The organism is Streptomyces cinereoruber (genome assembly GCF_009299385.1).
Lineage (GTDB): Bacteria > Actinomycetota > Actinomycetes > Streptomycetales > Streptomycetaceae > Streptomyces > Streptomyces bikiniensis.
Genome location: NZ_CP023693.1, coordinates 6459730 through 6486205, shown reverse-complemented (window position 1 = coordinate 6486205; position 26476 = coordinate 6459730). Strand labels below are relative to the sequence as shown.

Annotated in this window: 18 protein-coding genes, 1 tRNA gene and 2 pseudogenes; 8 read left to right on the top strand and 13 right to left on the bottom strand. The window is 75.9% G+C overall.

Annotation, left to right across the window (positions count from 1 at the left end; all coding sequences use genetic code 11):
* Positions 1-13: 13 nt before the first annotated feature.
* The 10 genes and pseudogenes from CP977_RS29280 to CP977_RS34980 form a co-directional block, all read right to left on the bottom strand.
* Positions 14-2695: an AAA family ATPase gene (locus CP977_RS29280; RefSeq protein WP_152371074.1), complete on the bottom strand. Its 2682-nt coding sequence runs from the start codon at positions 2693-2695 to the stop codon at positions 14-16.
* A gap of 194 nt (positions 2696-2889) precedes the next feature.
* Positions 2890-4845, bottom strand: a complete 1956-nt coding sequence (locus CP977_RS29275) for a potassium channel family protein (protein WP_229991463.1) — start codon at positions 4843-4845, stop codon at positions 2890-2892.
* Between the two features lie 220 nt (positions 4846-5065).
* Positions 5066-5533, bottom strand: coding sequence for a S26 family signal peptidase (locus tag CP977_RS29270; protein WP_167308967.1), 468 nt, complete (start codon positions 5531-5533; stop codon positions 5066-5068).
* A 137-nt stretch (positions 5534-5670) separates the two neighbouring features.
* On the bottom strand, positions 5671-7749 hold the full coding sequence (locus CP977_RS29265; protein WP_229991464.1) for an ABC transporter ATP-binding protein: 2079 nt from the start codon (positions 7747-7749) through the stop codon (positions 5671-5673).
* Positions 7750-7757: 8 nt separating this feature from the next.
* A complete protein-coding gene (locus CP977_RS34990; protein WP_229991465.1) occupies positions 7758-8360 on the bottom strand; it encodes a TlpA family protein disulfide reductase in 603 nt (200 codons plus the stop codon).
* Positions 8361-8506: 146 nt separating this feature from the next.
* Positions 8507-9034, bottom strand: coding sequence for a MauE/DoxX family redox-associated membrane protein (locus CP977_RS29255; RefSeq protein WP_063915183.1), 528 nt, complete (start codon positions 9032-9034; stop codon positions 8507-8509).
* A 106-nt stretch (positions 9035-9140) separates the two neighbouring features.
* Positions 9141-9341 (bottom strand): hypothetical protein, encoded by a 201-nt coding sequence (locus tag CP977_RS29250; protein ID WP_062751105.1) that lies wholly within the window; start codon positions 9339-9341, stop codon positions 9141-9143.
* Between the two features lie 442 nt (positions 9342-9783).
* A tRNA-Pro gene (locus tag CP977_RS29245) sits at positions 9784-9857 on the bottom strand.
* 53 nt (positions 9858-9910) lie between these two features.
* Positions 9911-11532 (bottom strand): annotated as a pseudogene (locus CP977_RS34985) (ATP-binding protein); the annotation flags it as partial.
* 747 nt (positions 11533-12279) lie between these two features.
* Positions 12280-12834: pseudogene (locus CP977_RS34980) on the bottom strand (ATP-binding protein); the annotation flags it as partial.
* Positions 12835-13007: 173 nt separating this feature from the next.
* Here CP977_RS34980 and CP977_RS29235 point away from each other — a divergent pair.
* Positions 13008-13568, top strand: coding sequence for a DUF309 domain-containing protein (locus CP977_RS29235; protein WP_062751107.1), 561 nt, complete (start codon positions 13008-13010; stop codon positions 13566-13568).
* A gap of 222 nt (positions 13569-13790) precedes the next feature.
* Here the strand turns inward: CP977_RS29235 and CP977_RS29230 are convergent, their stop codons facing one another.
* Complete coding sequence (locus CP977_RS29230; protein WP_152371072.1) at positions 13791-14165, bottom strand: DUF488 domain-containing protein; 375 nt, start codon at positions 14163-14165, stop codon at positions 13791-13793.
* Positions 14166-14194: 29 nt separating this feature from the next.
* On the bottom strand, positions 14195-14797 hold the full coding sequence (locus CP977_RS29225; protein WP_062751111.1) for a TetR/AcrR family transcriptional regulator: 603 nt from the start codon (positions 14795-14797) through the stop codon (positions 14195-14197).
* 216 nt (positions 14798-15013) lie between these two features.
* Here CP977_RS29225 and CP977_RS29220 point away from each other — a divergent pair, with 216 nt between their 5' ends.
* The 7 genes from CP977_RS29220 (at position 15014) to CP977_RS29185 (ending at position 25595) form a co-directional block, all read left to right on the top strand.
* On the top strand, positions 15014-15898 hold the full coding sequence (locus CP977_RS29220; RefSeq protein ID WP_152371071.1) for a phosphatase PAP2 family protein: 885 nt from the start codon (positions 15014-15016) through the stop codon (positions 15896-15898).
* Positions 15895-16920, top strand: coding sequence for a DMT family transporter (locus CP977_RS29215; RefSeq protein ID WP_167308968.1), 1026 nt, complete (start codon positions 15895-15897; stop codon positions 16918-16920). Before CP977_RS29220 ends, CP977_RS29215 begins: the two co-directional genes overlap by 4 nt.
* A gap of 83 nt (positions 16921-17003) precedes the next feature.
* On the top strand, positions 17004-18023 hold the full coding sequence (locus CP977_RS29210; protein WP_062751113.1) for an SPFH domain-containing protein: 1020 nt from the start codon (positions 17004-17006) through the stop codon (positions 18021-18023).
* Positions 18020-18919 (top strand): diacylglycerol kinase catalytic domain-containing protein, encoded by a 900-nt coding sequence (locus CP977_RS29205; RefSeq protein ID WP_152371070.1) that lies wholly within the window; start codon positions 18020-18022, stop codon positions 18917-18919. The genes CP977_RS29210 and CP977_RS29205 overlap by 4 nt, the downstream gene beginning before the upstream one ends.
* Before the next feature lie 271 nt (positions 18920-19190).
* A complete protein-coding gene (locus tag CP977_RS29200; RefSeq protein WP_109184457.1) occupies positions 19191-20048 on the top strand; it encodes a GNAT family N-acetyltransferase in 858 nt (285 codons plus the stop codon).
* Between the two features lie 421 nt (positions 20049-20469).
* Positions 20470-22272 (top strand): S8 family peptidase, encoded by a 1803-nt coding sequence (locus CP977_RS29190; RefSeq protein WP_183953252.1) that lies wholly within the window; start codon positions 20470-20472, stop codon positions 22270-22272.
* Between the two features lie 227 nt (positions 22273-22499).
* Positions 22500-25595: a helix-turn-helix domain-containing protein gene (locus CP977_RS29185; RefSeq protein WP_152371069.1), complete on the top strand. Its 3096-nt coding sequence runs from the start codon at positions 22500-22502 to the stop codon at positions 25593-25595.
* On the opposite strand, the gene CP977_RS29180 is transcribed toward CP977_RS29185, so the two are convergent.
* Entirely contained in the window at positions 25585-26280 is a 696-nt protein-coding gene (locus CP977_RS29180; RefSeq protein WP_152371068.1) for a maltokinase N-terminal cap-like domain-containing protein, read from the bottom strand. The genes CP977_RS29185 and CP977_RS29180 overlap by 11 nt on opposite strands.
* Positions 26281-26476 lie beyond the last annotated feature (196 nt).

Below are 26476 nucleotides of genomic sequence, written 5' to 3'. Positions count from 1 at the left end.
CGGTGCCCCGGGGTCACCGCTCGCCCCACTCGGCGTCGAGGACGGCCCGGTTCAGGGGGACGTTCCGCAGGAACCCCTCGCGCAGGCGCTCGTCCGGGATGCTCTCCGCCTTGCGCGCGATCACGGCCCGCGCCCGCCCGAGGAGGGACCGGGCCTCGGCGTGGTTCCCCGTCTCCCGGAGGACGACGGCCGCCCGGTACAGCACCTCCTCCGTGCGCAGCGCCGGCATGTCGCCGACCTCGTCCAGTACGCGGAGGGCCTCGCGCGCCGAGACCTCCGCCTCCGTCCGGTCGCCCTGGGCCAGGAGGACGCGGCTGCGGAGGGAGAGCGCGGCGATCTCGCTGCGGATCATGCCGCTGTTCCGGGTCTCCAGGACGGTGTCCACGGCGAGCCGTCCGGCCCGCTCCAGGGCGTCCGCAGGCGGCTCCGCCGCTTCCAGGAGGGTCTGGGCGTACAGGTTCCGGACGATCGGGACGAGGTTGGCCAGCCAGGTCCGCTCGGTCTCCGCCCAGGCCTGCTCCATCAGCCGGACGCCCTCCGCGCCGCGGGCGGGGTGCCGGACGAGGAGCTGGGCGAGCAGCGCGGCGTTGTAGGCGTGCCAGCCGCTGTCCCCGCCCCGCTCGGCCTCGAATTCCAGGGCCCGGCGCAGGACCTCCTCGGCCTCGGCCTCCTCGCCGAGCGCCGTGTACACCTGCGCGAGGTAGTTGAGCGCTATCGGCAGCTCGGCGCGGAGGGTCTCGCCGGCGAGCCGCTCCGTGCAGCGCCGCAGCCGCTCCAGGGCCTCACCGAGGTCTCCGCTGTCGAAGAGGGAGACGCCGAGCTGCATCTCGCCCAGGTTCCGGGCGTGCTGGAGCACGGGGTCCTCGCGGTCGCCGAGCCGGGGGTCGGTGGCGTAGAGCCGCTCGGCCTCCCGGAGCTGGGCGAGGCCGTCGGAGAGGCGCCGCTTGGAGACCTGGCGGCCGTACTCGACCCGGGCCACGAACAGGGCGACGGGGTCGCCGTGCTCCTCGGCCAGGTCGACCGCCTCGCGCAGCTTGGTGAGCGAGGGCACCAGGCCCCGGGTCGCGAGCAGGGTCTTGCCCCGCAGGAGGGCGGTGCGGATGCGCAGCTCGGGCAGGCCGCACCGGGCGGCGGCGGCCTCCGCGTCGGCGGCCAGCGCGTCGATGTCCGGGCCTCCCGCCGGGGTGCTGCTGCCGCGCCACCGCACTTCCGTCAGGGACAGCAGCAGTTCGGTGACCTGGATCAGCAGGCGGTCGCGCGCCGCGTCGCCCGCGGGCAGGGCCCGGACGGCCCGGAGGGCCTCCTCGCAGTGCCGCTCCGCCTCGGCGAAGGAGAGGCCCTCGGTCGCCGCGGTCCTCGCCAGCTCGGCGTGGGCCTCGGCGGAGGCCGCGAGGCAGCGGGGGCCGCCGCGCCGCAGATGGCCGGCGATCTCCAGGCGCAGCGGGAGCGGCACGTCGTCGCGGGGCCGCTCCGGGGTGAGGGCGCGGGCGACCGCGGCGTGCCGGGCCCAGGCCTGTCCGGGGGTCTGCCGCTCGTAGACGACGCGCCACAGCGCGCCGTGCTGGAACCGGTAGCAGTCGGACTCCTCCTCCGTCGCCCAGGCCGGCGGGGAGGTCAGCTCGACGAGTCCCGTGCCGGCGATCCGGCGCAGCCGCTCCATCACGTCTTCGTCGCGCGCGCCCAGGGCGCCGGCCACGACCCGGGAGAGGAAGACCGGTCCCTGGGTGGCGGCCACGGCGAGGAGTTCGCGGTCCTCCGCCGGGAGGACCCCCATGCGCGTCTCCACGATCCGGGTGAGGCTCGGCGGCAGGCCGACCTCGTCGCCGGCGTCCGGACGCCATTCGTCCAGGCAGAGGCGTACGAAGACGGCGTGCCCGTCCGTCAGCCGGGTGAGCTTCTCGGAGTAGGCGGCCGGGGCCGTGGGGTGGGTGCTCCGCACCAGTTCGTGGACGGCGTCGGGCGGCAGGCCGCCGAGCCGCCGGCGGGTCAGGACGCCGTCGTCCGCCCAGCGCTGGAGCATCTCCTCGACCATGGCGGCGTGGCCGCCGCCGGCCACGGCGTCCGTGGTGTGGCTGAGGACGAGGCCGATCGGGGCGTCGGAGAGCTGGTGCAGGAGCCGGTCGACCACCAGCATGCTGCTGGGGTCCATGTGCTGGACGTCGTCGACGGTGAGCAGGATCGGGTCGCCCGAGCGGGCGAGGTCGACGAGGGCCTCGACGATCTGCAGCGCCACTCCCTGCTGGAAGGGCTGGAGGCTGTCGAAGGGCATCGATCCGGTGGCGAGCGACGCCTGGGTGACCTCCTGGCCGATGGTGAAGGCCATGCCGAGGCCGGGGACCATCGCCGACAGGAGTTCGGGCGCGGTCCTCACCACGCCCCGGCGGGTGAAGCTCAGGAACTGGCGCACCGGGCCCGGCTGCTTCACCCCCTTCGCGAGGGGGAGCATGAGGTCCACGACGGGGCCGTACACGAGGCCGGGGCCAATGCCCGGATGGCAGCGGGCGCCCACCAGGCGCAGCCGCCGGAGCCCGGGGTCCTCGGCGGACAGCCGGGAGAACGCGCCGAGCAGGGAGGTCTTGCCCATCCCCGCGATGCTGTCCAGGACGAGGGCCCCGCCCCGCCCGGCGAAGAGGCCCGCCGCCAGCTCGCGCAGCTCCGCCATGTGCTCCACACGGTCGACGAACTCGGTCCGCACGACACTCCCCCGTAGCCTAGGCCGATCGGTAACTCGCCGGTCCCGTGGGACCTTTCGGAGACCCACCGTAGATCACGGTACGGACACGGCGGCCTTGTCCGGTACGAATTCTGCCGTGTGGCGCGCCCCGTCGCACCGACTCCGTCAGGTCTCCGGCCGTCAGGTCTCCGTCCGGGGACGGGGGCGGTCCGGGCTCACCGCCCGCGGCCGGAGGGCGTACGGGATCCTTCGAGGAGTTCGGCGAGGCCGGCGCGGGTCGCGGCGATCACGACGCGGTCCTCGGGGCGCAGGACGTAGCCGGCGTGGAGGTCCCACAGGAGGCCCGGCGGGTCGTCGCGGTCGTGGGCGGCGGTGAGGTCGGGGCGGCGGGCCTGCGGGGCGGTGGTGTCGAGGGCGAGGACGCGCCAGGCGCCGGGCCGGAAGGCCTCCCGGACGGTCCGCCCCTCCAGCTGGGGCTGTCCGGCGACGTCGAGCGCGGCGAAGAGCAGCACGCGCCGCTCGACGGGGATGGCGCCGAGGATCTGACGGCCCATCATGGCGGCGGCGAAGGCGGGCGCGGCGAGGGTGGAGACGCTGCGGCTGCGGGTGAGCGCGTCGGGGTGGGCGGCGCGCAGGGTGCGGTAGACGGCGGTGGCGAAGTCGTCGTCGTACAGGCGCAGGGCGACGAGCAGGTCCGGCGCGAGCGTGCGCGCGTAAAGCGCGGCCTCCAGGTTGGTGGTGTCGGCGCTGGTGAGGGCGAGGAGCGCGTGCGCGCGGTGGACCTTGGCCGCTTCCAGTACGCCCTCCTGGGTGACGTCGCCGAGGACGACGGGGACGCGCAGGCTGCGGGCGAGCGCGACGCCCCGGGCGTCGGGGTCGTCCTCCACGCACACCACGGGGATGTCCAGCTCGCGGAGCTGTGCCAGGACGCGGGTGCCGATCTTGCCGAGGCCGAGCAGGACGACGTGGCCGGCGAGCCCGCGCGGCGGCCGGCGCAGCGCGGCGGCGCTGCGGTAGGCCCCCAGGGCCTCCAGGGCGCCGGCGACGAGCAGCGGCAGCAGGGCGAGGCCGACGAACCCGGTGAGGAGCTGGAGGATCTGCCGGGGGGCGGATTCCTCGACGGCGGGCTCGGCGATCGCGAAGAGGTCGAGCAGGGTGACGTAGACGGCGTGCGGCGGGGACTCGTCGGTGATGACCGAGGAGACGACGGCCAGGACGGTCACGGCCGCGACGACGCCGGCGAGGGCCCAGCGCAGCCGGCGCGAGAGGAGTTCCTTGAAGGAGGCGCCCCGGCTGGTGCGCCTGCGGGGCGTGGCCGGTTCGTGGGTGACGGCCTCCAGGACGATGGTGCCGCGCCCGGCGGCGGCTCGTACGGCGTCGTCGTCGGGGAGCAGCTGGGGGGCCTGCGGGCCGCTGCGGTCGGAGCCCTCGGCGCCGGCGGGGTCGCTGGTCGTGGAGGACAGCAGGGCGAGGGTCGCGAGGCCGGGCGCGGCGACGTCCCCGGGGCTGCTGGGGAGCCGTTCGGCGGCGCGCAGCAGCAGTCCGTCGGCCTGGACGATCTTGCGGGTGCCGACGACGGCGGTGGCGGCGAGCGCCGGGGCGGTGGTGTCGGCGTCCGAGAGGACGACGGTCGAGGTGTCGTGCCGGCCGCGGACGTTCTCGGGGACCGTGAGGTCGGTGGCCTGGTCGAGCAGTTCCGCCATGCGCCGGCCGAGGTTCCGGTTGTACATCCGCAGGACGAGCCGGATCCTCGGGTTGACGCGGCGGGCGAGGAACGCGGCCCGCATGTTGGCCTCGTCGTCCTCGTAGAGGAGGGCGAGGGCGGCGGCCCGCGCCACGCCGACCGCCGCGAGGACCTGCGCGTCGGGGACGGCGGCGGTCACCTCCCGCACCCCCGCGCCCTGCCCGGTGTCCGCGCCGTCCAGGGGCGGCCCGCCGGGCCGCCCGACCGCCGCGCTCATCCGCCCGAGCAGCGCCGAGGCCCGGGAGAGGCTCGTCGGCGGGCTCCCCGCCCCCTCGAAACCGGCCGGTGGCGGTACGACGAGGGTGACGGCCTGCCGGTACACGTCGGCGAGCTCGGCGGCGATCCGGTGCGCGAGCGCGTCGTCCCCGCACACGACCATGTGGCCGCCGGTCTGCAGCCGCCCGTTCGCCTGGGGCACTACGGTCATGGTCTCCCCCTCGGACGCCGATCCCCGCTCCCGGCCCGGCCCGTGACGTCCCCTCACGGGGGCGCCGACGCGGGCCGGATCATGGTGTCACACGGAGGGGCGCCGGTTCATTGCCGGATCCGGGAAGACTTTCCCCGCGCCGACTGCCGCCGCCCGGCCTCCGTGACCGGGCCGGGGCTCCGGACGCCACGGCCGGAGCCCCCGTCGTACGCGGTGGGCGTCAGCCCCTCGTCCGTTCGCCCGTCCCGGCCGGGCGGGGCCGGCCGGGACGGGCGAGGCGGCCGACCATGGTCCCGACGACGCTGTCGAGGGGCACCGGCCCCCACACGCGGGAGTCGGTGCTGACGTGCGGGTTGTCGCCCAGCACGACGAGGTGGCCGTCGGGGACGACGCCGTCGCCGACCGCGGACGGCATCCGGTCCCCCGGGCCCGCGGCGACGCGCTTGACGACGAGGCCGTCCGGGCCCGCCCCGGGGATGCGGTCGCGGCGCAGGACGACGACCCGGCGGACGCGGGGGCGCGCGGCCGGCGCCGCGGCCCGCCGGACCAGGATGCGGTCTCCGGGCGCGAGGGCCGGGTACATGCTGGCGCCGTGCACCGTGACGGCGATCAGGACGTGCCGTGCCGCCGCGAGGCCCCCGACGATCAGGGCCGCGGTGGCGATCAGGGCGACGGTGACTGCGGTCATCGGCGGGTGTCCTTCGCGTGGTGGGCCGGGGCGCCCGGCGGGGCGTACGGTGCGCGGCGGCCGCGTCCCGCCGCGCGCCGGGGTCCGGTGCGCCCGGCCCGGGGACGGTACGGACGGGGACGCTACGGACGGGGCGGTCATCGCGGGACGGCCGGTCGGGCGTCCACGGGTGGCCGCGAGCCGACCGGGACGTCGGCGATGGGGACGGTGTCGGTGGTACGGGGGATGGCGGCGGTACGTGGCGGGTCGGCGGCGTCGGAGCCACCGCCCGTACCGGGTCCGCCGTCGGCGCCCGGTCCACCGGCACCGCCCGGCCCTCCGGCACCGCCCGATCCAGCGACTCCGCCCGGCCCCGGCGGCAAGAGCGGGGCGTCCAGCGGCTCCTGGGGCGCGTACCCCTCCGACTGGAGGCGGAACAGCCTCGCGTAGGTGCCGTCCCGGGCGAGGAGTTCGTCGTGCGTGCCGCTCTCCGTGACGCGACCCCCGCCGAGGACGACGATCCGGTCGGCGTCCCGGACCGTGCTGAGCCGGTGCGAGATGACCAGCACGGTGGCCTCGGCGCGCAGGGTGCGCAGGCTGTCGTGGATCTCGCGCTCCGCCGCCGCGTCCAGGCCGGAACTGGGTTCGTCGAGCACCATCAGGTCGGCGTCGCGGCGCATGAACGCCCGTGCGATGGCGACGCGTTGCCACTCGCCGCCGGAGAGCAGTTCGCCCACGGCCGCGCCGGCGGAGCCCGCGGAGGCGAAGATCCGGCTGAGCAGGGTGTCGTAACCCTGTCCGAGCCGTGAGAGTCGTTCGTGCACCCCGGCCGAGCCGGCCGCCTCGGCCACCAGGTCCTCGCGTCCGGCGTCGGCGACGCGGCCGATGCCGATGTTCTCCCCGGCCGTCAGGTCGTAGCGGCCGTAGTCCTGGAAGACGGCGGCGATCCGCTCCCGGAGGTCGGCCGGGTCGACGTCGCGCAGGTCGACCCCGTCCCACAGGATCCGGCCGCGCGTCGGGTCGTAGAGCCGGCAGAGCAGCTTCACCAGGGTGCTCTTGCCGGTGCCGTTGACGCCGACGAGCGCCGTCACCTCGCCGGCCCGGAGGCTCAGGTCGACCCCGCGCAGGATCCACGGGGACTCGGGGGTGTAGCGGAACCACACGTCCCGCAGCTCGATGTGTCCGGCCAGGCCGGGCACCGGGCGGGGGCTTTCGGTGAGCACCAGGTCCGGGGGGACGTCGCGGAGGGTCCGGAAGAACGTGAAGGTGAGGGCCGCCTGGTACGCCGTGGAGGCCGTGGAGGCGAGCTGCGCGACGCCGCGCTGGATGCCGGCGGTGGCCGTCACGAACACCGACAGGTCGCCGACGGTCAGTTCGCCGCGGTCGGCGGCGCGGACCGCCCAGAGCAGCCCGGCGGCGAAGACCGCCGCGCCGAGGACCAGGTCCGGTACGCGCTCGCGCAGATTGCGCAGGTCCGTGCCGCGTTCCGCGCGGACGACGGTGCGCAGTTCGCTCGCCGCCCGGTCGGTGAAGTAGCGCTGGAGATTGAAGAGCCGCACCTCCTTGAGGGTGTCGGTGTCCGACAGCAGGCTTCCGTAGAACATCTCGCGGCGACTGTTGCCCATCGTCTCGCGCAGCACCTCGGCGCGGCGCCGGCCGGCCGCCAGCTGGGTCCGCAGCGCCGGTACCGCGAGGAGGACCGTGACCGCTCCGAGCACGGGGTTGATGACGAAGACGGTGACGAGGAAGCCGGTGAGCAGCACCGCCGCCTGGAGGCCGCTGACCACCGAACCGACGAGGAGGTCGGGGGCGTTGCCGGCGGCCTGCTGGGCGAGGCGCAGCCGGTCCTGGAAGGCGGGGTCCTCGAAGTGGCGCATGCCCGGCAGCCGGTTGACGCCGTCCAGCATCTCGTGCTGCACCCGCACCCGCAGGGCCCGGGTGCTCTCGCTGCGCAGGAACTCCGAGACCGGGGTGATCAGCGAGGTGCCGAGCGTCGCGGCCACGAGCAGCAGCGCGACCGGCACCAGCGAGCCGCCGCCGGGGGTGGTGAGCCGGTCCAGGAGGCTGCTCACCAGCAGGGCCGCCGCGGTGGGCAGGAGGCCCGCGACGACGCTGACCGTCACGTACGCGCCGACCGTCGCCGGGCTCGACCGCCAGGCGAGGGCGAAGGCGGCGGCCGCGGAGCGCAGCGCTTCGAGGGTGCGGCGACGCGTGCCGTCGTCCGGTGCGGTGTCCACGGCGGTGCTCAGACCGTCTGGGGCGCGAGTTCGGCGGCGGAGTCGCCGAACAGTTCGGTCGCCGACTCCCGGTTGGCGATCCGCCCGTCGGCGCCGATCTCCACGTAGCTGGGCCAGCGGACGATGCCGAAGGCCTCGGAGGCCGGGCCGATGCCGGGGTGCAGGGTGGGGTCGTTGGCGTCGTCGGCCTCGACGACGACGCGGGCCACGGGGGAGAGCAGTTCCACGAGGTCGTCGGCGATCTGCCCGGATCCCTTGATGACGGCGAGGACCCGGTCGCGCCCGCCGGGAACGGTGGAGGCGATCCGCGCGAAGCCGGGGGCCTGCTCGCGGCAGGGGCGGCAGGTCGTGGAGAAGAAGCCGACGGCCGCGGGCCCGGGGAGGTCCGCCCCGGTGAGCACGCCGTCCTGACGGGTCGCCACCCGGAAGGCGGGGGCGGGCGATCCGTCGGCCAGCTTGTTCTCGGGCACCGTGACGGCGGCCTCCCCGGCGCTTCCGCCGTGGCCGTGGCCCGAGTCGGCGATGCGGCGGGCGAGCGCCAGGAGCAGGACCAGGTTGAGGACGCCGACGACGGCGTTCAGACAGACGACGACGGTGGTGGTGACGGACAACTGTGCCTCATTTCCGTGTGCTGGGGTGGTCGGAGGGCCACCGGTGCGGCACACGCGGTGCCGGTGTTCTCGACGGGTGCGCCTGCGCGGGAGGTACGTGCGGGGCGGGGCCGGTGTCACTCCGGGCGGTGCCGCTCCGGCCGGTGTCACTCCGACCGGGCGAAGAGACCGGTCAGGGTGTCGGTGGCGATCACCAGGACGCCGACGACGACCGCGATCGCCCCGGCCGCGAACGCGGCCGACGGTTCGGGCGGTACCACGGCACCCGCTCCGCCGGCCGCCGCGAGGACCCCGAGTGCGCAGACGGCCAGCAGGACGCCGTTGCGTACGAGGTGGGCGGGTCCCACAGGGGTGCGCGAGGCGCCGAAGCAGGCGCAGGAGACGTCGTCCTCCCTGCGGATCAGGACGACCAGCACCGCGGTGAAGGCCGCGAGGAGCGCGCCGGCGCCGAGGAAGGCGGCGACGCCCGTCGTACCGGGCAGCCAGACCAGCAGGGCCGCCGCCACCTCGGCGGCGATCACGGCCGCGGCCGTGGCTCCGGTGAGGCGTCGCGGGACGAAGCCCAGCTCGGCGACGGTCCGGCCGAGGTCGCCGGGTGCGCGCAGTTTGCCGACGGCCGAGGCCAGCAGGGTCAGGGTCAGGGCGCACCGGGCGCCGAAGAGCAGGTAGTCCATGTCTCGCGTCCCCTTCTCGTCCCGGGGTGCGGGCGGGAGTTCGTCGCCGGCGGTGCCGGGTCCCGGCGGCTCCTGCGCCACCGGGACCCGGTGCCGGGCCGATCGGTCAGCAGGCCCCGTACACCACGGTCACCGTGCAGGTGGGCTTGGCGGCGCAGTTCCAGGAGCAGCAGAAACGGGTGTACAGGTTCTCGCCCGAACACCAGCTGGAGCTGCCGGCCGGGCACGCGCACGCGGCGGCGGCGGTCTCCTGGGGCAGAACCCGCGCGAAGGCGCGGCCGGCGAGGGCGGACAGACTCTTGACCATGAGTTTCCTCCGATTGCGTGGAGAGACGAAAACGATGGTGCGGGAGCTCCCTTGATCGTGCGCAGACCATGTAACGACGCCCCACGCGAAACGTCTAGACCAATAGCCTCCCCAGGTCACTCCCGCCTCTCACGGTTCGCCGCGAACGCCGCAGGTCGCGCTCGAAGCACCCCAGGTGGAGGCCGCCCGATCGCCATATTGGTCTAGTCCATATGGTGATACGGGCGAGGGACGACACCCCTTCGAACCATCACCAACAGTGCGAGCCAAGCGAGTTGACGCTTCTCGACGACAGAAGGCCGGTGGCTCCTCTGGAGGGAGCGCCGGGGCGAAATCTTGACGGCCCTGTGCGGCCTGCACGACCTGTGCGAACGGTCCTGAAAACGGTCGAGGGGCCTTTCGGATCTCTCCGAAAGGCCCCTCGACACACGACTCCGAAAAGTCGGGACGACAGGATTTGAACCTGCGACCCCTTGACCCCCAGTCAAGTGCGCTACCAAGCTGCGCCACGTCCCGATGCGCGTCCTCGGCGGGTTGTTCCCGCGTCGGCGTGCAGGGAAAACATTACCTCACTCCGGCGGGTGGAACGACGCACGGGCTGTCACGGCGTCGGGGGTGTGGAGGGAGGCGCCGCAGGCGGCGGCCAGCTCGGTGGCCTTCGCGAGGGCGGCGGTGGAGCCGGTGGCGCGGGCCAGGTCGAGGTGGGCGCGGGCCTCCTCGTAGCGGGAGGGGGACGCGGCCAGGTGGGCGACCGCCTCGGTGAGGAGGCGGCGGGCCTCGGGCGGGTCGGCGACGAGGGCCGTGCAGCGGAGGGCTTCGCCGAGGGCCGTGGGGGTGCCGATGCGTTCGGCGTGGGCCCGGGCCTCTGCGGCGATCCCGGCCGCGCGGTCCGGGTCCGTGGGGGCGAGCGCCCGCGCGAGGTCCAGGGGCCAGGGCGCCCACACGACGTGGTGGCGGCCCCGGCCGACCAGGGCCTCGGCCGCCGCCTCCAGCGTGTCCACCGCCTCCTCGACGCGGCCCTCCGCGAGCAGGAGCCGGCCGAGGACGCTGGGGCCGTCGGGCAGGACGATCGCGCCCGGCCACGGCGGTCCGAAGGAGTAGTGGTCGGCCACGCTCCGCGCCTCCGCGGTGCGTCCCCGGGCGACGAGCGTGTCGACCAGAGGAGGCAGGCGGTGTCCCAGTGGACGGGGAGGCCGTTGCCGACCCGGTCGGCCAGGCGCAGGCCCTCCTCCAGGTAGTGCTGCGCCCGCGGCAGGTTGCCGCGGCGCCGGTGGACCAGGCCCAGGAGGGTGTGGGCGAAGGCGAGGTGGGCGCCGCTCCAGCCCGAGATCTCGAAGGCGCGGACCGCCTCCGTGAAGAGGATCCCCGCCTGGTCGGGACGGTCGGAGAAGGCGTACGCGATGCCGGTGAGGGACGGGATCTCGAAGCCCCACGTGGGGTCGGTCCAGCCGAGCCCCCGGGCCGGTATGCCGTCGACGAGGGCGAGGTCGCAGAGGCGTACGACCTCGTCGGCGGGTTCGCCGCGCATCATGGCGTCGAACCCGCGCACCGTGAGGAGGGCCCGTTCGGAGTTGTCCGCGCCGGTGAAGTGCGCGGTGAGGTCGGCCAGGCGGCGGGAGCGGGCGGGGCCGTCCTCCTCCACGGCCTGGAACCCCTCGTACATGAAGTTCGCGGCCTGCAGGCGGCGGCGGTCGGTGCCGGGCGGGGTGCGGGCCGCCTCGGCGGCGAGGACCCGGGCGGCCTCCCGGAGCTGGTTGTTGTGGGCGAGGGCCTGGGCGAGCCGGTAGGTCGCGTCGATGCGCAGGTCGTCGCCCAGGCCCGGCAGGCCGAGCGCGGAGCTCAGATGGCGGACGGTGGCGGCGGGCGCGGTCAGCAGGGAGGCGCAGCCGAGTTCGTAGAGCACCGTGGCGTACGCGTCGGGGCCCGGCGGTTCGGTCAGGGCCCGCTCCAGGCAGCGCCGGGCCGCGTCCGGGGCGCCCACCGCGAGGTGCTCGACGGCGGCGGCCCGCAGCTGGGCGACGACGTCCTGGTCCTCGTCCGGGTGCACTTCGAGGAGGTGCCGGGAGACGGCGGCCGGCCCGTGGCCCGCCGCGGTGAGCACCCAGGCCGCCTGCCCGTGCAGGGCGGTCCGCGCGGCCGGTGACATCGAGCCGTACACGGCGGACGCGATGAGGGGGTGCGCGAACTCCAGGTGGGCGGGGGACGGGTTGGCGGCCCCCGGATGGACGGGCTTCAGGTGAGTGGGCTCCGGGTGGGCGGGCTCCGGGAGGGCCGGTTCACAAGGGGCCGATTCCGGGTGGGTGGGCTCCGGGAAGGCCGGTTCCGGGTGGGTGGGTTCCCGCGTCGTCGTCGGGGTGGAGGCGTCCTCCGTGCCGGGGTCGGCGTCCGGCCCGGTCGGCTTCCCCTGTGCCCGTCCGGTCTGCGCCTCCCTGTCCGCCCGCGTCGTCACGATCCTCGCCTGGCGGAGGAGTTCGGCGTGCTCGGCGACCTCGGTCGGGTTCATTCCGGCGAGCGACGCCAGGAGGCCCGGGGTGCTGTCCGCGCCGAGGACGGCGATCGCCCGGGCGAGCTGGGTCGGGCCGACGCCGAGTTCTTCGAGGCGGGCGACGAGCCCGCCGCCGCGCGCTTCGGCGCCGAGGCCGCGGAGGAGGGAGGCGGAGCCCGCGACGGGTTCGAGCATCCGGTCGCGGGCCTTGGCGAGGAGCTCGACCGTCTCGTACGGGTTGCCCGAGGTCACCGACCACAGTTCGCGGCAGAACGGTTCGTCCGCGTGGCCGCCCAGCGTCTCCCGGGCGAGCGCGGCGGTGGCGTCGAGCGTGAGGGCGTGCAGGCCCAGGGTCACGACGGCCCGGTCGGCGAGCGCGGCGAGGACGGCCGGCACGCCGGTGCGCTGCGGGCCCTCCGACAGGGGGCGGTGGGCGAGGACGACCAGGGCGGGCAGCCGGCGGTCCCGCCGGATCCGGGTGAAGGCGTCGAGCCACGCCAGGGATTCGGCGTCGGCCCAGTGCGCGTCGTCCACGAGCAGCACCGGAGGCCGGTCCCGCAGCCGGTCCGCGAGCCGTTCCAGGAGCTTGGCCAGGCCGTCCCGGACGCCCTGCGGGTCGGCGGGCGCGGCCGACGCCGAAGGCGGCGGGGCGAGGCCGAGCGCGGGGGCGAGCAGGTCGAAGTGGCCGCCGCAGAGGAGGCGTACGTCCTCCTCGTCGAAGCGGTCGAGCGCGGGCTGGAGGAGCTGACGGGTGACGTGGAACGGGACCGAGGTGAGGGTCTCGCCGCCCCGGGCCGTCAGGACGGTGCAGCGGTCCCGGGCGGTGCGCTGGATCTCGCGGAGGAGGGTGGTCTTGCCGATGCCCGCCTCTCCCCGGTAGACGAGGATGCCGCCGCGCACCGGGCCGCCGGCCGTCGCCCCGGCGACGAGTTCGTCCACGGCGTGCGCGGCCGCGGCGAGCTCCGGGTCGCGTTCGAGCAGCCCGCCGTGGGACCCGTCCGGGACCATGGGCGCGAACGGCGTGACGGGCGACGGCTGTTCGGGATCCGACGACACCGGTGACTCACTCCCCTACCCGAGCTTCTTGCGCGCCGCGGCCGGTGAGACCCACACGGACCGGCACGAAGCGCTTGTCGGACGAGCCTAGCGTTCCTGATCGTTCCGGGGGTGACAATGGCGGGGTGAACCGGACCACGCATGATCGGGGCAGGGACCGCGACGAGGAGGGGCGGGCCCGCAGCGCCCGCCCCCGCGACGGGCTCGGCCGGCCGCTGCCGTACGGGGCGGAGGGGGTGCCCCGGCAGCCGGAGGGGGTCGTACGGGATCCCGGCGCGACCCTGCGCGAGGCGCAGCGGCTGTTCGACGCCGGGATGCCCTTCCACGCGCACGAGGTCTTCGAGGACGCCTGGAAGTCCGGGCCGGAGGCGGAACGGGACCTGTGGCAAGGGCTCGCCCAGTTGGCCGTGGGCCTGACGCACGCGGCCCGCGGCAACGCGGCGGGCGGGGCGCGGCTGCTGCGGCGCGGCGCCGACCGGCTGGCGGCGGGCGGGGTGCCGACGGGTGGCTCGCCTGCGGGCGGCTCTCCGGGCCCCGGCCCGTACGGGATCGATGTCGGCGGGCTCGTCTCCTGGGCGCGGGAGCTGGCCGCCCGTACGGAAGGGGGCGAGGGGGACGGGGGCGCGGGCCCCGGCGCGGTCGACGCCGCCGCCGAGGCGCCGAGGCTGCGCCGGGACGCCGCCTGACTCCGGCTTCCCCGGCGAACCGGCCTCGCCTCCCCCTGGGCCGACTCCGGCTCCCCCGGGGTGGCCCCCGGCTCCATGGGCCGACGTCGCCCTCCTGGCCCGGCCCCTGACCTCCTTGGGCTGCCCCGGCTCCTCCGGGCCGACATCGGCCTTCCGGGGCCGGCCCCGGCTCCCCTGGGCCGGCCCCGGCTCCCCTGGACCGTTCCCGGCCCCCTGAGCCGGTTACTCCTCCGCTCCCTCGATCTCCTCGCGCAGTACGGCCGCGTGGCTGGTCGACGGGTCCTTGGTCGCCGTGAGGAGCGTGACCGTCTGCCGGGTCGCGAGGTCCTTCAGGCTGGCGAGGGCCTCGGCGGCGGCCGGGGCGGCGAGTTCGGCCCCGTAGCGGCGGCGGAACTCCTCGTACGCGCCCTCGGGGCCGTGGTACCAGTGGCGGAGTTCCGTGGAGGGCGTGAGCGCCTTGGGCCACTCGTCGACGTGCGCGTCCGCCTTGGCGAGGCCGCGCGGCCGGAGGCGGTCGACCAGGACGCGCACCCCGTCGTCGGGCGAGGGGGTCCCGTAGACGCGGCGGACGCGGACGGCGGGGGTGTGTGCGGCCATGGGCCCGGGGTGCCGGACGGCACCCCGGCTCACCCGGTGGCGCGCAGCGCCGGAAGGAGGACGGCGTCCACGAAGGCCCGCATGGCCGAGGTGTCCGTGAAGCGCTCCTCGCAGATCCGCTCGATGCGGAGCATGCCGAGGAAGGCGGGGGCCACGAGGTCGGCGGCGGGGTTCCCGGCCTCGACCTCGCCGCGCTCGACCGCGCGCGCCACGATCGCGTCGATGGACGCGATCTCGGGGGCGATGACGGTCTCGCGGAGCGCGGCGCGCAGGTCGGGGTGCTGGATGTACGCCTGGGCCACGGCCTCCATGAGGCCGGCGTCGCGCTCGTGGTGGGAGGCGGCGACGCGGGCCGCCTCGCGCAGGTCGCCGGCGAGGGTGCCGGTGTCGATGCCGCCGAAGACGACGCAGCGCCGCCGGGCGAGGGCGGCGGTGACGAGCCGGGGTTTCGTCCCCCACTGCCGGTAGAGCGTGGCCTTGCCGCACTTGGTGAGGGCCGCGACGCCCTCCATGGTCACCGAGTCGTAGCCGCCCTCGCGGAGGAGGCGGAGCACCGCGTCGTAGAGCTCGGTCTCGCGCTCCGGCGTGATCTTGCTGCGCCGGGCGGCGGCGGTCGCGGCCTGTGTGGACATCGGTCCCTCCCGGACGGACACCTCCGTGTCCCCGCTGTGTCTCTTCCGCGCGGGTCTGGCGTCCCTCCCGCGCGGGCCTGGCTCTGCACATACGAGAGTAGGGGGCGCACAATCGAGACGCAAACGTATCGATACGCTTGCGTCTCGATGAGAACGGATCTAGGCTTCCTCCGTTTGTTGCCGATTTGACTGATTGACGGATTAGAGGGCCGCACGATGGCTGCCGGGATACGCGGGATACCAGGACCACGTCCTGCGGGACCGGGGGCGAAGCCCACCCCCGGTCCCGTCCGTCCCGACGTCGGCGCGGAGGCCGGGGCGGCCGGGGAGGGCGAAACGGCCCCGGGAAGGGGCCCGCGACCGCCCCTCCTGCGCGAGCTGCTGCTCGTCACCGCCCTGTTCCTCGTCTACAAGGTCGGCCGGCTCTTCGCCAACGGCCACGAGGTCCGCGCCTTCCACAACGCCGACCGCGTCTGGGACGCCGAGCGCGCGCTCCACCTGCCGGGCGAGGGGGTCGTCCAGCAGCTCCTGATGCACGGCGAGCCGCTGATCCGGGCCGCGAACACGTACTACGCGGCCGTGCACTTCCCCGCCACGGCCGCCTTCCTCGTCTGGCTGTACCTGCGCCGCCCGGCGCACTACCTGTGGTCGCGCCGCGTGCTCGCGCTCCTCACCGCCGCCGCGCTCGCGCTGCACCTGCTGGTGCCGCTCGCGCCGCCCCGGATGCTCGCCGCCGCCGGTCTGGTCGACACCGCCCGGGCCTACGGCCCCTCCGTGTACGGGGCCGTGCCGGAGACGGACTCGATGGCGAACCAGTTCGCCGCCATGCCGTCGCTGCACTTCGGCTGGGCCCTGATGGTCGCGATCGGCCTGATCGCCGCCACCCGCTCCCGGTGGCGGGTGCTCTGGCTGCTGCACCCGCTGGTCACCCTGCTCGTCATCGTCGGGACCGCCAACCACTACTGGCTCGACGCGCTCGCCGCCGCCGCGCTCCTCGGCCTCGCGCTGCTCGCCGTCCGCGCCCCCGGCCACCGGACGGCGACCCCATCCGTACGCCGCCCGCCCGGAGCGGCGGCCCTCCCGGTCGGAGCCCTGCGATGAACCCCGCCGCCGGCACCGCGCTCGCGGTGCTCCTCTCCCTCGTCTCCGCCGCCGGTTACGCGCTCGCCGCCGTCGCCCAGTCCCGGCTCGCCGCCGCCGCGCCCGCCTCCCCCGACGGGCGCGGGGCGCTGCGCGCGCTGCTCGCCCGGGGGCAGTGGTGGTGGGCCGTCGGCCTGAACGCCGCCGGGGCCCTCGCCCACGTGGCCGCCCTGCACCACGGGCCGCTGACGCTGGTCCAGCCGCTCGGTGCGCTGACCCTGGTGGCGGCGCTGCCGCTCGGCGCGTACTGCGCGCGCCGGCGGGTGACCCGTACCGAGTGGCGCGGGGCCCTGTGGACCCTGGCCGGCCTCGTCGGCCTGGTCGCCGTCACCGGGCCCGCGGCCCCCGGCGAGGCGCTGAGCCTGCGCGAGGCGCTGGCCGTCGCCGCGGCGACGGCGCTCCTGATCGCCGCGCTCTCCTCGGGCCGCCGCCAGGGGAACGGCGGGCGGGCCGGGCGCGGACTCGGGCACGCCACGGCCTCCGGGATCGCCTCCGGCGTCGCCTCGGCGCTCACCCAGACCCTGACGGCCGCGCTCGCCCTCGACCTGCCCGGCGCCGAGCCGACCTGGTGGCAGACCGCGCTGCTCGCGGTGCTCATATCCGGCTTCGCCACGGGCGGGCTGCTGCTCTCGCAGGCCGCTTACCGGGGCGGGCTCGCGGCGCCGCTGGCCGTCGTCAACCTCTCCAACCCGGCGGCCGCCGCGGTGATCGGCGTGGCCCTCCTCGGCGAGACCTTCCGGGCCGGTGCGTGGGGCTGGCTCGCCGCTGGCGGCGCGTCGCTGATCGCGGCGCGGGGCGTGGTGCTCCTGACGAAGGGCGGCGGCGGGACGGGAGAGGCGGGGGTCGCCACCGGGACGGGCGCCGGGGCCGTCGTCGGTACGAGCACCGGGGCCGTCGCCGAGTCCGGGGGCCTTCCGGCGGCCCGGATCGCCGGTCTCGCCGCGCCGGAGGCCGAGCCGGCGGGCGTCCCGCTCGTGCGGTGAGAGGGCGGACGACGCCTCCATTCGTCACCTTGACGACAACTGAATCCACCCCCTATCGTCAGCATGACGACAAGGGGGTTTCCATGGCCGACATCACCCGGCGGGCCGGCTGGCGCCATCTGCGCTCCGCGCCCACCGCGCACATCCGCCACCAGCGACGGGGCAAGCTCGTCCACGACGGCGAGGGGCTCAGCTTCTGGTTCCGGCCGCGTACCGCCGCCCTCTCCGAGGTGCCGGTGAACGACCGGGAGCTGGCGATGGCCTTCCACGCCCGCACGGCCGACTTCCAGGACGTGAGCGTGCAGTCCACCGTCACGTACCGGATCGGCGACCCGGGCGCGGCGGCCACCCGGCTCGACTTCTCCATCGACCCCGACACGGGCGCCTGGCGCGGCACCCCGCTGGAGCAGATCGCCACCCTCCTCACCGAGACCGCCCAGCAGCACGCCCTCGACGTCCTCGCCCGCACCACCCTCGCCGCCGCGCTCGTCGACGGCGTGGCGGCGGTACGGGACCGCATCGCGACCGGCCTCGCCGCCGAGCCGCGCCTGCCGGACACCGGCATCGAAGTCGTCGCCGTCCGGGTCGTGGCGATCCGCCCCGAGCCCGAGGTCGAGCGCGCCCTGCGCACCCCCGCCCGCGAGCAGATCCAGCAGGAGGCCGACCGGGCCACCTACGAGCGCCGGGCGGTCGCCGTCGAACGGGAACGCGCCATCGCCGAGAACGAACTGGCCAGCAAGATCGAGCTGGCCCGGCAGGAGGAGCGGCTGGTCGAGCAGCGCGGCACCAACGCACGCCGCGAGGCCGAGGAGAACGCCGCCGCCGACGCGGTGCGGGCCGAGGCCGAGGCCGTACGGAAGGTCCGGCTCGCCCGGGCCGAGGCGGAGGCCGCGCGCGAGGTCGGCGAGGCGCGCGCCGGGGCGCAGTCCGCGTGGCTGCGGGCGCACGCGGAGGCCGATCCGGCCGTCCTGCACGCCCTCGCCGTGCAGCGGGCCGCCGAGAACCTGCCCCGGATCGAGCACCTGACGCTCTCCCCCGACGTGCTCACCGGGCTGCTCGCCAGGCTGGGCGGCGAGGGCGGGACGGGCGGGGCCCGGTCGTGAGCCTCGCGCCGCGCGCGGTGCTCGTGCACCGGACGACGGAGTACGAGGAGCTGCTCGCCCGGCACGGCACGCACGGGCAGGCCGCGTTCTTCCTCTCCGCGCGCGGCCGCTCGGTCGAGGCCGTGCGGGAGCGGCACGAGCGGGCCCACCGGGCGCTCGCCGAGGTGGCGGGCGCGGTGCCGCTGGCGTGGCGGCAGACCCGGGTGGAGCGCGCCGATCTGGACCGGTTCCTCTTCGGGCCCGAGGACGTCGTCGTGGTGGTCGGGCAGGACGGCCTGGTCGCCAACGCGGCGAAGTACCTGACCGGGCAGCCCGTCGTCGGCATCGACGCCGACCCGGGGCGCAATCCGGGCGTCCTGGTCCGGCACCGGGCGGCGCAGGCGCGGCGGCTGCTGCCGTACGCGGCGAGGGAGGGCGCGGCGGTCGACGAGCTGACGATGGTCGAGGCCGTCACCGACGACGCGCAGCGGCTCCTCGCGCTCAACGAGGTCTACGTCGGGCCGCCGGGACACCAGACCGCCCGGTACACGCTCGGGCTCGACGGGACGGACGCCCCGGCCGAGGCCCAGGCGTCGTCGGGCGTCCTCGTCGGCACCGGCACGGGGGCCACGGGCTGGCTGCGCTCCCTGTGGGAGCAGCGCTCCAGCTCGCTCGCGCTGCCCGCGCCGTCGGACCCCCGGCTGGCCTGGTTCGTGCGCGAGGCCTGGCCGTCGCCGACCACCGGCACCACCCGCGTCGAGGGCCTCCTCGACTCCGGCCGGGGCCTGCGCCTGACCGTCGAGTCGGACCGCCTGGTCGCCTTCGGCGACGGCGTCGAGTCGGACGCGCTGGAACTGACGTGGGGCCAGACGATCCACCTCGGCGTCGCCGCCCCACGCCTGCGCCTGGTGCACTGAGCCGGGCCCCGGCCGGGCACGGGGGACACGACGGGGGTGTTCCGGCCTTGCCGGGCGCGGCCGGGTCCGATCAACCCGAGCCGCGCCGGGCGCAGGCCCCCGGCGCGGGAGCGCCTCAGTCCCGCCAACCACGGCCGGATCCGATCGGTGCAAGCCGGGCGGCAGCCCGTGCGGCGTTATGCTCGGCGCGCTTTGCCCGGATATCCGCCCGTCGGCCGGGCCGTCCGGCCCGCCCGTGCCCCGCCCCTCCCGGCCGTCGAAGGACACCCCCATGGCCCCCGGCTCGCTGACCGTCTCCCCCGCCACGCCGCAGGACTGGGCGCTCGTGCGCTCCTGGGCCGTCGAGGAGGGGTGGAACCCCGGGGTCTCCGACGTCACGGCGTTCTTCGCGCAGGATCCCGGCGGGTTCTTCCTCGGCCGGATCGGCGGGGAGCCGGTCTCCGCCGTCTCGGTGGTCGACTACGACGACGCCTACGCCTTCCTCGGCTTCTACCTCGTGCGCCCCGGACTCCGGGGCCTCGGCCACGGCCTGGCCACCTGGCGGGCCGCACTCGGCCACGCGGGCGGCCGGGCCGTCGGGCTCGACGGCGTGCCCGCGCAGCAGGACAACTACCGGCGCTCCGGCTTCACGACCGCGTACCGCACGGCGCGGTACGTGGGCGAGGTCCCGGTCCCCGAGCGCCCGGCGGCCGGTCTGGTGCCCGCCGGGCGGATCGGTCCGGCCGGCCTCGCGGCGTACGACGGCGCCTGCCACCACGCCGACCGGCCGCGGTTCCTCTCCGCCTGGCTCACCACCCCCGGGCACCGCGCCCTCGCCCGGGTCGTCGACGGGCGTCTGACCGGGTACGGGGTGGTTCGTCCCGCCGAGGACGAGGCTCGGATCGGGCCACTGTTCGCGGACGGTCCGGCGGACGCGGCGGCCCTGCTCGACGGACTCGCCGCCGAGGCGAGGGACTTCGGCTCGGACCGGATCGCGGTCGACATGCCGGAGGTCAACCCGGCTGCGGCGCGCCTGGCCCTGGAGCGCGGCCTGGAGCCGACGTTCGAGACGGCCCGGATGTACACCGGGCCCGTCCGCCCGGTCGCCCGCGAGCGGGTCTTCGGCGTCACCACGCTCGAACTGGGCTGAGCGAAGGGGCGCCCCGGGGCGCGAGCCAGGGGACGAGCGAAGGGGCGAAGGAAAGGGCGTCCGACGGGGCCGGGGCGGGCCCGTGCCCCTTCCCCCTCACCGACCCCCCGCCGCCCCCGAGGGGTGACAAGGGTTTTCCCCGTATCGGGTTCACCCCCCCGTTCCCTACTGTCCTCCGCACCGGCAGATATCATCCTCCGCGCCGCACCATGACAGGTGCATGTGAAGGGTGGCGTCCGCCGGTGACGGCCTTGACCCGGGCCGTCGCGCCGGTGGCGGCGCACGGGCCCCCCAAGCCCAGGGAACACCGGACCGCGACCCCCACTTCGCCCCTGTGTCCCGCGCCGCCGCCACTGCTCCGCAGTTACGTCGTAATCGAAAGGGCCACACCTTGAACGGTTCCAGGCGGAGAGTCATATCCGTGGTCGCGGGCGCCGCGATCCTCGGTGCCGCTGCCACCACCTCCGGGGCGTTCGCCGCCGCCCCGGCCGCTCCCACCCCGAAGCCCGCCCCGGTTTCGCAGGCGATCCAGGCGCTGCCCAGCGCCCCGGTCGAGAAGCTCATCGTCACGTACAAGACCCAGGCCGCCGAGGCCGGTTCCAACGCCGCCGCGAAGAGCGACACGGCCGAGAAGGCCGCGAAGACGGGCGAGAAGCTCTCCTTCGAGCGCCGGCTGGCCGCCGGCTCCGCCCTGGTCGACCTGGGCGACAGCACCACCCAGCAGGACGTGACGAAGGTCATGGACGCCTTCCGCGCCGACCCGGCCGTCGCCTCCGTCGAGCCCGACATCCGCGCCTACGCGATGGCGGTCACGCCGAACGACACCGACTACGCCAAGCAGTGGGACCTCTTCGAGCCCACCGGCGGCATGAACGTCCCGGCGGCCTGGGACAAGACGACCGGTTCCGGCGTCACCGTCGCCGTCATCGACACCGGCTACGCCGCCCACTCGGACCTGGCGGCCAACGTCGTCTCCGGTTACGACTTCATCTCCTCCTCCGGCGACGCCCGCGACGGCAACGGCCGCGACGCGGACGCGAAGGACGAGGGCGACTGGAACGCCACCGACAACGAGTGCGGTGTCGGCTCCAAGGCCTCCACCTCCTCCTGGCACGGCACCCACGTGGCCGGCACCATCGGCGCCGTCACGAGCAACGCCAAGGGCATCGCGGGCATCGCGTACGACGCGAAGATCCAGCCCGTGCGCGTGCTCGGCAAGTGCGGCGGCTCGTCCGCCGACATCGCCGACGCCATCACCTGGGCCTCCGGCGGCACCGTGCCGGGCGTCCCGGCCAACCCGACCCCGGCGAAGGTCGTCAACCTGAGCCTGGGCGGCGCGAGCTCGACCTGCCCGAGCGTCTACCAGACCGCCATCAACGGCGCCGTCGCGCGCGGCACCACCGTCGTCGTGGCCGCGGGCAACAGCAACGCCAACACCTCCGGCTTCACCCCCGCCAACTGCTCGAACGTCATCACCGTGGCGTCGACCAGCCGCGAGGGCAACCGGTCGTACTACTCCAACTACGGCACCGTCGTGGACGTGTCCGCGCCCGGCGGCGAGACCCGCCGCGCCACCGACACGCCCGGCACCGTCACCACCCCCGAGAACGGCATCCTCTCGACGCTGAACTCGGGCTCGACGACCCAGTCGACCGAGAACTACAAGCCCTACCAGGGCACCTCGATGGCGGCGCCGCACATCGCCGGCCTCGCCGCCCTCCTGAAGTCGGCCAAGAGCACCCTCACCCCGGCCGACATCGAGTCCGCGATCAAGGCCAACGCCCGTCCGCTGCCGGGCACCTGCTCCGGCGGCTGCGGCGCGGGCATCGCCGACGCGGCGAAGACGGTGAACGCCGTCACCAGCACCACGCCGCCGGCCGGCAACGTCTTCAGCAACGCGACCCGCGTGGCGATCCCGGACAACACCACCGTGACGTCCTCGATCGCCGTCGCCGGCCGCACCGGCAACGCGCCCGCCACCCTCAAGGTCGGCGTGGACATCAAGCACACCTGGCGCGGGGACCTGGTCGTCGACCTGGTCGCCCCCGACGGCACGGTGCGCAACCTGAAGACCTCGTCGTCCTCGGACAGCGCCGACAACGTCGTGACGACCTACACGGTCAACGCGTCGGACGAGGTCGCCAACGGCACCTGGAAGCTCCGGGTCCGCGATGTGGCCTCGGGTGACACCGGCTACATCGACGCGTGGAGCCTCACCTTCTAAAGCACCACCGCACCACCTTCGACCCACCCCCCACATCAGCATCATTGCTGGTCAGCGACGCGCTCGTGGTCTACACCACGGGCGCGTCCTGGCGTTGTGGGAGCGTGCGCGACCGGAGCGCGCTGTCCGTATGCCGGACAAGGGGCCTGGACTCCGCCGGTGGGCTCCGTATTCTCTGCGCACGGGGCTCGTGGGCCGGGGGCCCGAGCGGCCGGAGGTGGTGGACAGTGACGACAGCTCCGCACGTCGCCCTGCGCCCCGCGGGCGCGGGGACGCACCCCGCGCCGGTGGGCCGCGAAGAACTCCTCGCGCGGCTGGAACGCGCCCTGCACACCCGGGGCCGCGCCCTGCTCACCGGGCCCGCCGGCGTCGGCAAGACCGAGGTCGCGCTCGCCGCGGCGGCCCGCGCCGAGGCGCGCGGCGAGACCGTGCTGTGGCTCGCGTCCCTGCCGTCCGACCGCGAGATACCCGGCGCCTCGGCCGCCGCGCTCGTCGCCTCCGTGGCGGCGACGGCGGCCCCGCCCGGATCCGGGTCCGTCCGCCCCGAGCCGTCCGACGCGCCCGTGCCCGGGGCGCCCGCCCCGGTCCTCCCGGCCCTCGGCTCCCCCAGGGCCCCCGCGGACCGGGCCGCCGCCCCGCACCCCGCCCCGGCTCCCGTCGCGGGAGGCACCGGAGCGCACGCCGCCGGGGCGCACGGCACCGATCCGTACGCCACCGGCGCGTACGCCACGGGCCCGTACACCACCGGTGTGTTCGCCTCCGGGGTCTTCGACGAACTGCCCGGTCCCCAGCGCACCGCCGTCGCCATGCTCTGCCGCGAGGCGCCGATCGACGCGGACGGCTGGGACCCGATCGCGCTGCGCCTCGGCATCGCCCAGATCCTGCGGACCCTGACCTGCCGGGGGCCGGTGCTGCTCGTCGTCGACGGGGTGCAGCACGTGGACCCGGACAGCGCGGACCTGCTGCGGTTCGCCCTCCACCTGGCGCCGCCCGCGCTGCGGGTGGTGGCCGTGGAGACCCCCGAGCCGTACGGGGAGGCCCGCGACCCGTACGGCGAGCCCCACCGCTCCGAGGACCCGCACGCCAGCCACCTCTGGGTGCCGTCGGAGGCGGACGTGCTGCGCGTCCCGCCGCTGCACGCCGACGAGATCGCCGAACTCCTCATCCACCACCGGCTGCCGTCCCGGATGGCCGGCCGCATCCACCGCGCGAGCGGCGGCAATCCGCGGCTCGCGCTCGCGGTGGGCCGCTCGCTGGCCGACGCGCGGACCCCCGTGCACCACGCCGAGGCCCTGACGCTCTCCGGGCGGGCCCGCGACCTGGCCCGACAGCTCCTGGGCGCCGCGCCGCCCGCCGTACGGGAGACGCTGTTGCTCGCGGCCCTCGCGCTGCGGCCTTCGGCGACGCTGGTGCGGCGGGCCGGGCGGCCCAACGCGGAGGCGGACCTGGCGGCGGCCGAGCGGGCCGATCTGGTGTCGCTGGCCGAGGACGGTTCGGTGACCTTCACCGCCGGGCTGCTGCCCTCCACCCTGGTGCACGACGCCTGTTGGGCCGAGCGGAGCGCCGGGCACGCGGCCCTCGCGGAGGTCGTGGACGACCCCGTGGAGGCCGTACGGCACCGGGCGCTCGCCACCGACAGTCCGGACGAGGAGCTGGCCGCCGAGGTCGCGGCCGCCGCCGATCTGGCCCGGCGGCGCGGGAACAGCGCGCTCGCCGCCGAACTGGCCCTGCTCGCCGCCGAGTCGACGCCGGGGCGGCACGGCACCCGGCGGATCGCGCGGCTCGTGGACGCGGCCGAGGAGGCCGCGCGGGCGGCCCGCGCCGACCTCGCGATGCGGGCCGCGACCGATCTGCTCGCCCGGGACGCCGTGCCCGCCGACCGGGTGCGGGCCCGGCTCGCCGTGCTCGACACGGCGGGGCAGGGCCTGACCGGCCTGGACGAGATGTACGTCCACGCCATGGAGGACTCCGAGGGCGACACCGCCCTGCGGGCCGCCGTGCAGCTCCGGCTCGCCCTCAAGTACGTGCTCGCGGACGGCGATCCGCACCGCTCGCGGACGGCGGCGGTCGAATCGGCCGCGCTGGCCGCCTCGATGGGCGACCCGCGCACGGCCGCGCAGGCCCTGACCGTGCAGGCGCGGATGGAGCGGGCGCTCGGCTCGCCGGACGCGGATGCCGTGCTCGACCGGGCGCGGGCCCTGGAGCTGGCCGAGCGGCCCCTCGGCATCCGCAACGCCGCCCAGATCCTGACGATCCGTCACGCCCTGTTCGACGACCGCCTGGTGGAGGCCCGCGACGAACTGGGGGCGCTCCTGCCGCTGGTGCAGCGGCGCGGCTCCGTCGAGGACGCCATCGAGCTCTTCCGTACGCTGGCCGAGATCGAGTCCCGGATCGGGCCGTGCTCGGCGGCCCTCGCCCACGCCGGGCAGTCCCTCGCGCTCACCCTGGAGGCGGGTCTCTCCCCCGGTCCCGCCTGGTACGCGCTCGCGCTCGCGGAGACGGCGGGCGGCAGCTTCGCGCGGGCCGCGAGCTACGCGCGCCGCAGCGCGCAGGCCTCGGAGGAGGAGGGCGACCGGGTCTTCCTCTCCCGCAGCCGGTACGCGCTCGGCCGGGTCCAGCTGGTCAACGGGGACGTGGCCGCCGCCCTGGAGACCCTGCGCCGGGTGCAGGCCGACGAGCGCGCCCAGTCGACCGTGGACCCGTCGATGCTCCGCTGGCACGAGGAGCTGGCCGAGGCGCTGCTCGCGAACGACGCCGCCGACGAGGCCCTGGCGCTGCTCGCGGAGGTGCGGCCGGTGGCGGAGCGCCTCGGGCGGTCCACGGTCCTGCTCGGCTGCGACAGGGCGTACGCCCTGTGCCTGGCGGCCGAGGGGCGTACGGACGAGGCGGCGGAGCTGCTGACCCGTACGGCCGGGGAGTTCGGACGGGCCGGGCTGCCCCTTGAGCGGGGCCGGGCGCTGATCGCCCTGGCCCGGGTGGAGCGGCGCCGCAGGCGCAGGTCGGCGGCGCAGAGCGCCCTGCACGAGGCGGCGTCGGTGTTCGAGCGGGCCGGGGCGGCACCGTGGCTGGCCCTGGCGGGCGAGACCCCGGCGGGCGAGGGTCCGGCGGGCGGCCCCGGGGGCGAGGAGACGGCCCCCGCCCTCTCCTCCCTCACCGAGGCGGAGCTGCGCCTGGCCCGGCTGGTGGGGCAGGGCGCCAGCAACCAGGAGGCGGCGGCGAAGCTGTACCTGAGCGTGAAGACGGTCGAGGCGCGGCTCACCCGCATCTACCAGAAGCTCGACGTCCGCTCCCGGGCACAGCTCGCGACGGCGCTCAGGCCGTGAAATCCGTGGACGCCGCGAGCTCCGTGAACGCCGTGACGTAGGTGCCCCGGGCGGTGGTGCCGTCGGGACGCTGCCACTCCCCGGTCACCCGGGCCGTCCCGCCGTCGGCCGTCCCGCCGTCCCCGTCGGCCCGCAGGACGCGGCGCACCCGCAGGACGAGCGGCGCGGGCGCGCCGGGCCGCCGCACCACCACGTCGGTGCGGTCGGGGCCCTCCTCGACCCGTACGAGTTCCACGCCAGCGCCGGTGCCGTCCGGGGTGAGCGGCACGACGGCGATGGTGGGGTCGGGCGCATCGGTCGCGGTCTGGTCCTGCGGCTCGGCGCGGCCGTCGAGCAGGGCGTGCAACCGCTCGGCCAGGACGGGGTCGTGGGCGCCGTCGTAGACCCAGCGCCTGCCCAGGACGCCGTGCTCGGAGGTGCCGACGAGGGCGTGCTCGGCGCCCGGGAGCGGGTGCGCGCGGTAGGTCAGGGGGACGTGGTGGGCGACCGCGTCCGGGCCGGTGCCGTCGGTCACCACCATGAACTCGATGCCCACCTCGCCCTCGGGGTCGTCGAGCCGGAACCCGCCCGCCCTGACCGGCAGGGGGCCGCCGGCGCCGGCGGCGTACCAGGGGCGGGTGGGCAGCCACGCGCCGAGCAGTTCCATCTTGGTGGGCTGCATCGTGGTGCGGTGGATGACGGCCATCGTGTGCTTCTCCCTCTCGTACGGATCCTCGTGCGGATCGCGCCGGGGCCACCGTACGAGGCCGCGCGGGCGGTCCTCGCGTCCGGCTCGCGCCGCGCCTGCTAACGTCGAAAAGTCCTTATGTGGGGCTTTTGCGGCATCATGCCGCTTCTTCACCCGAATCCTTGTATGAACCCTTGTACGAACAGGAGCAGGA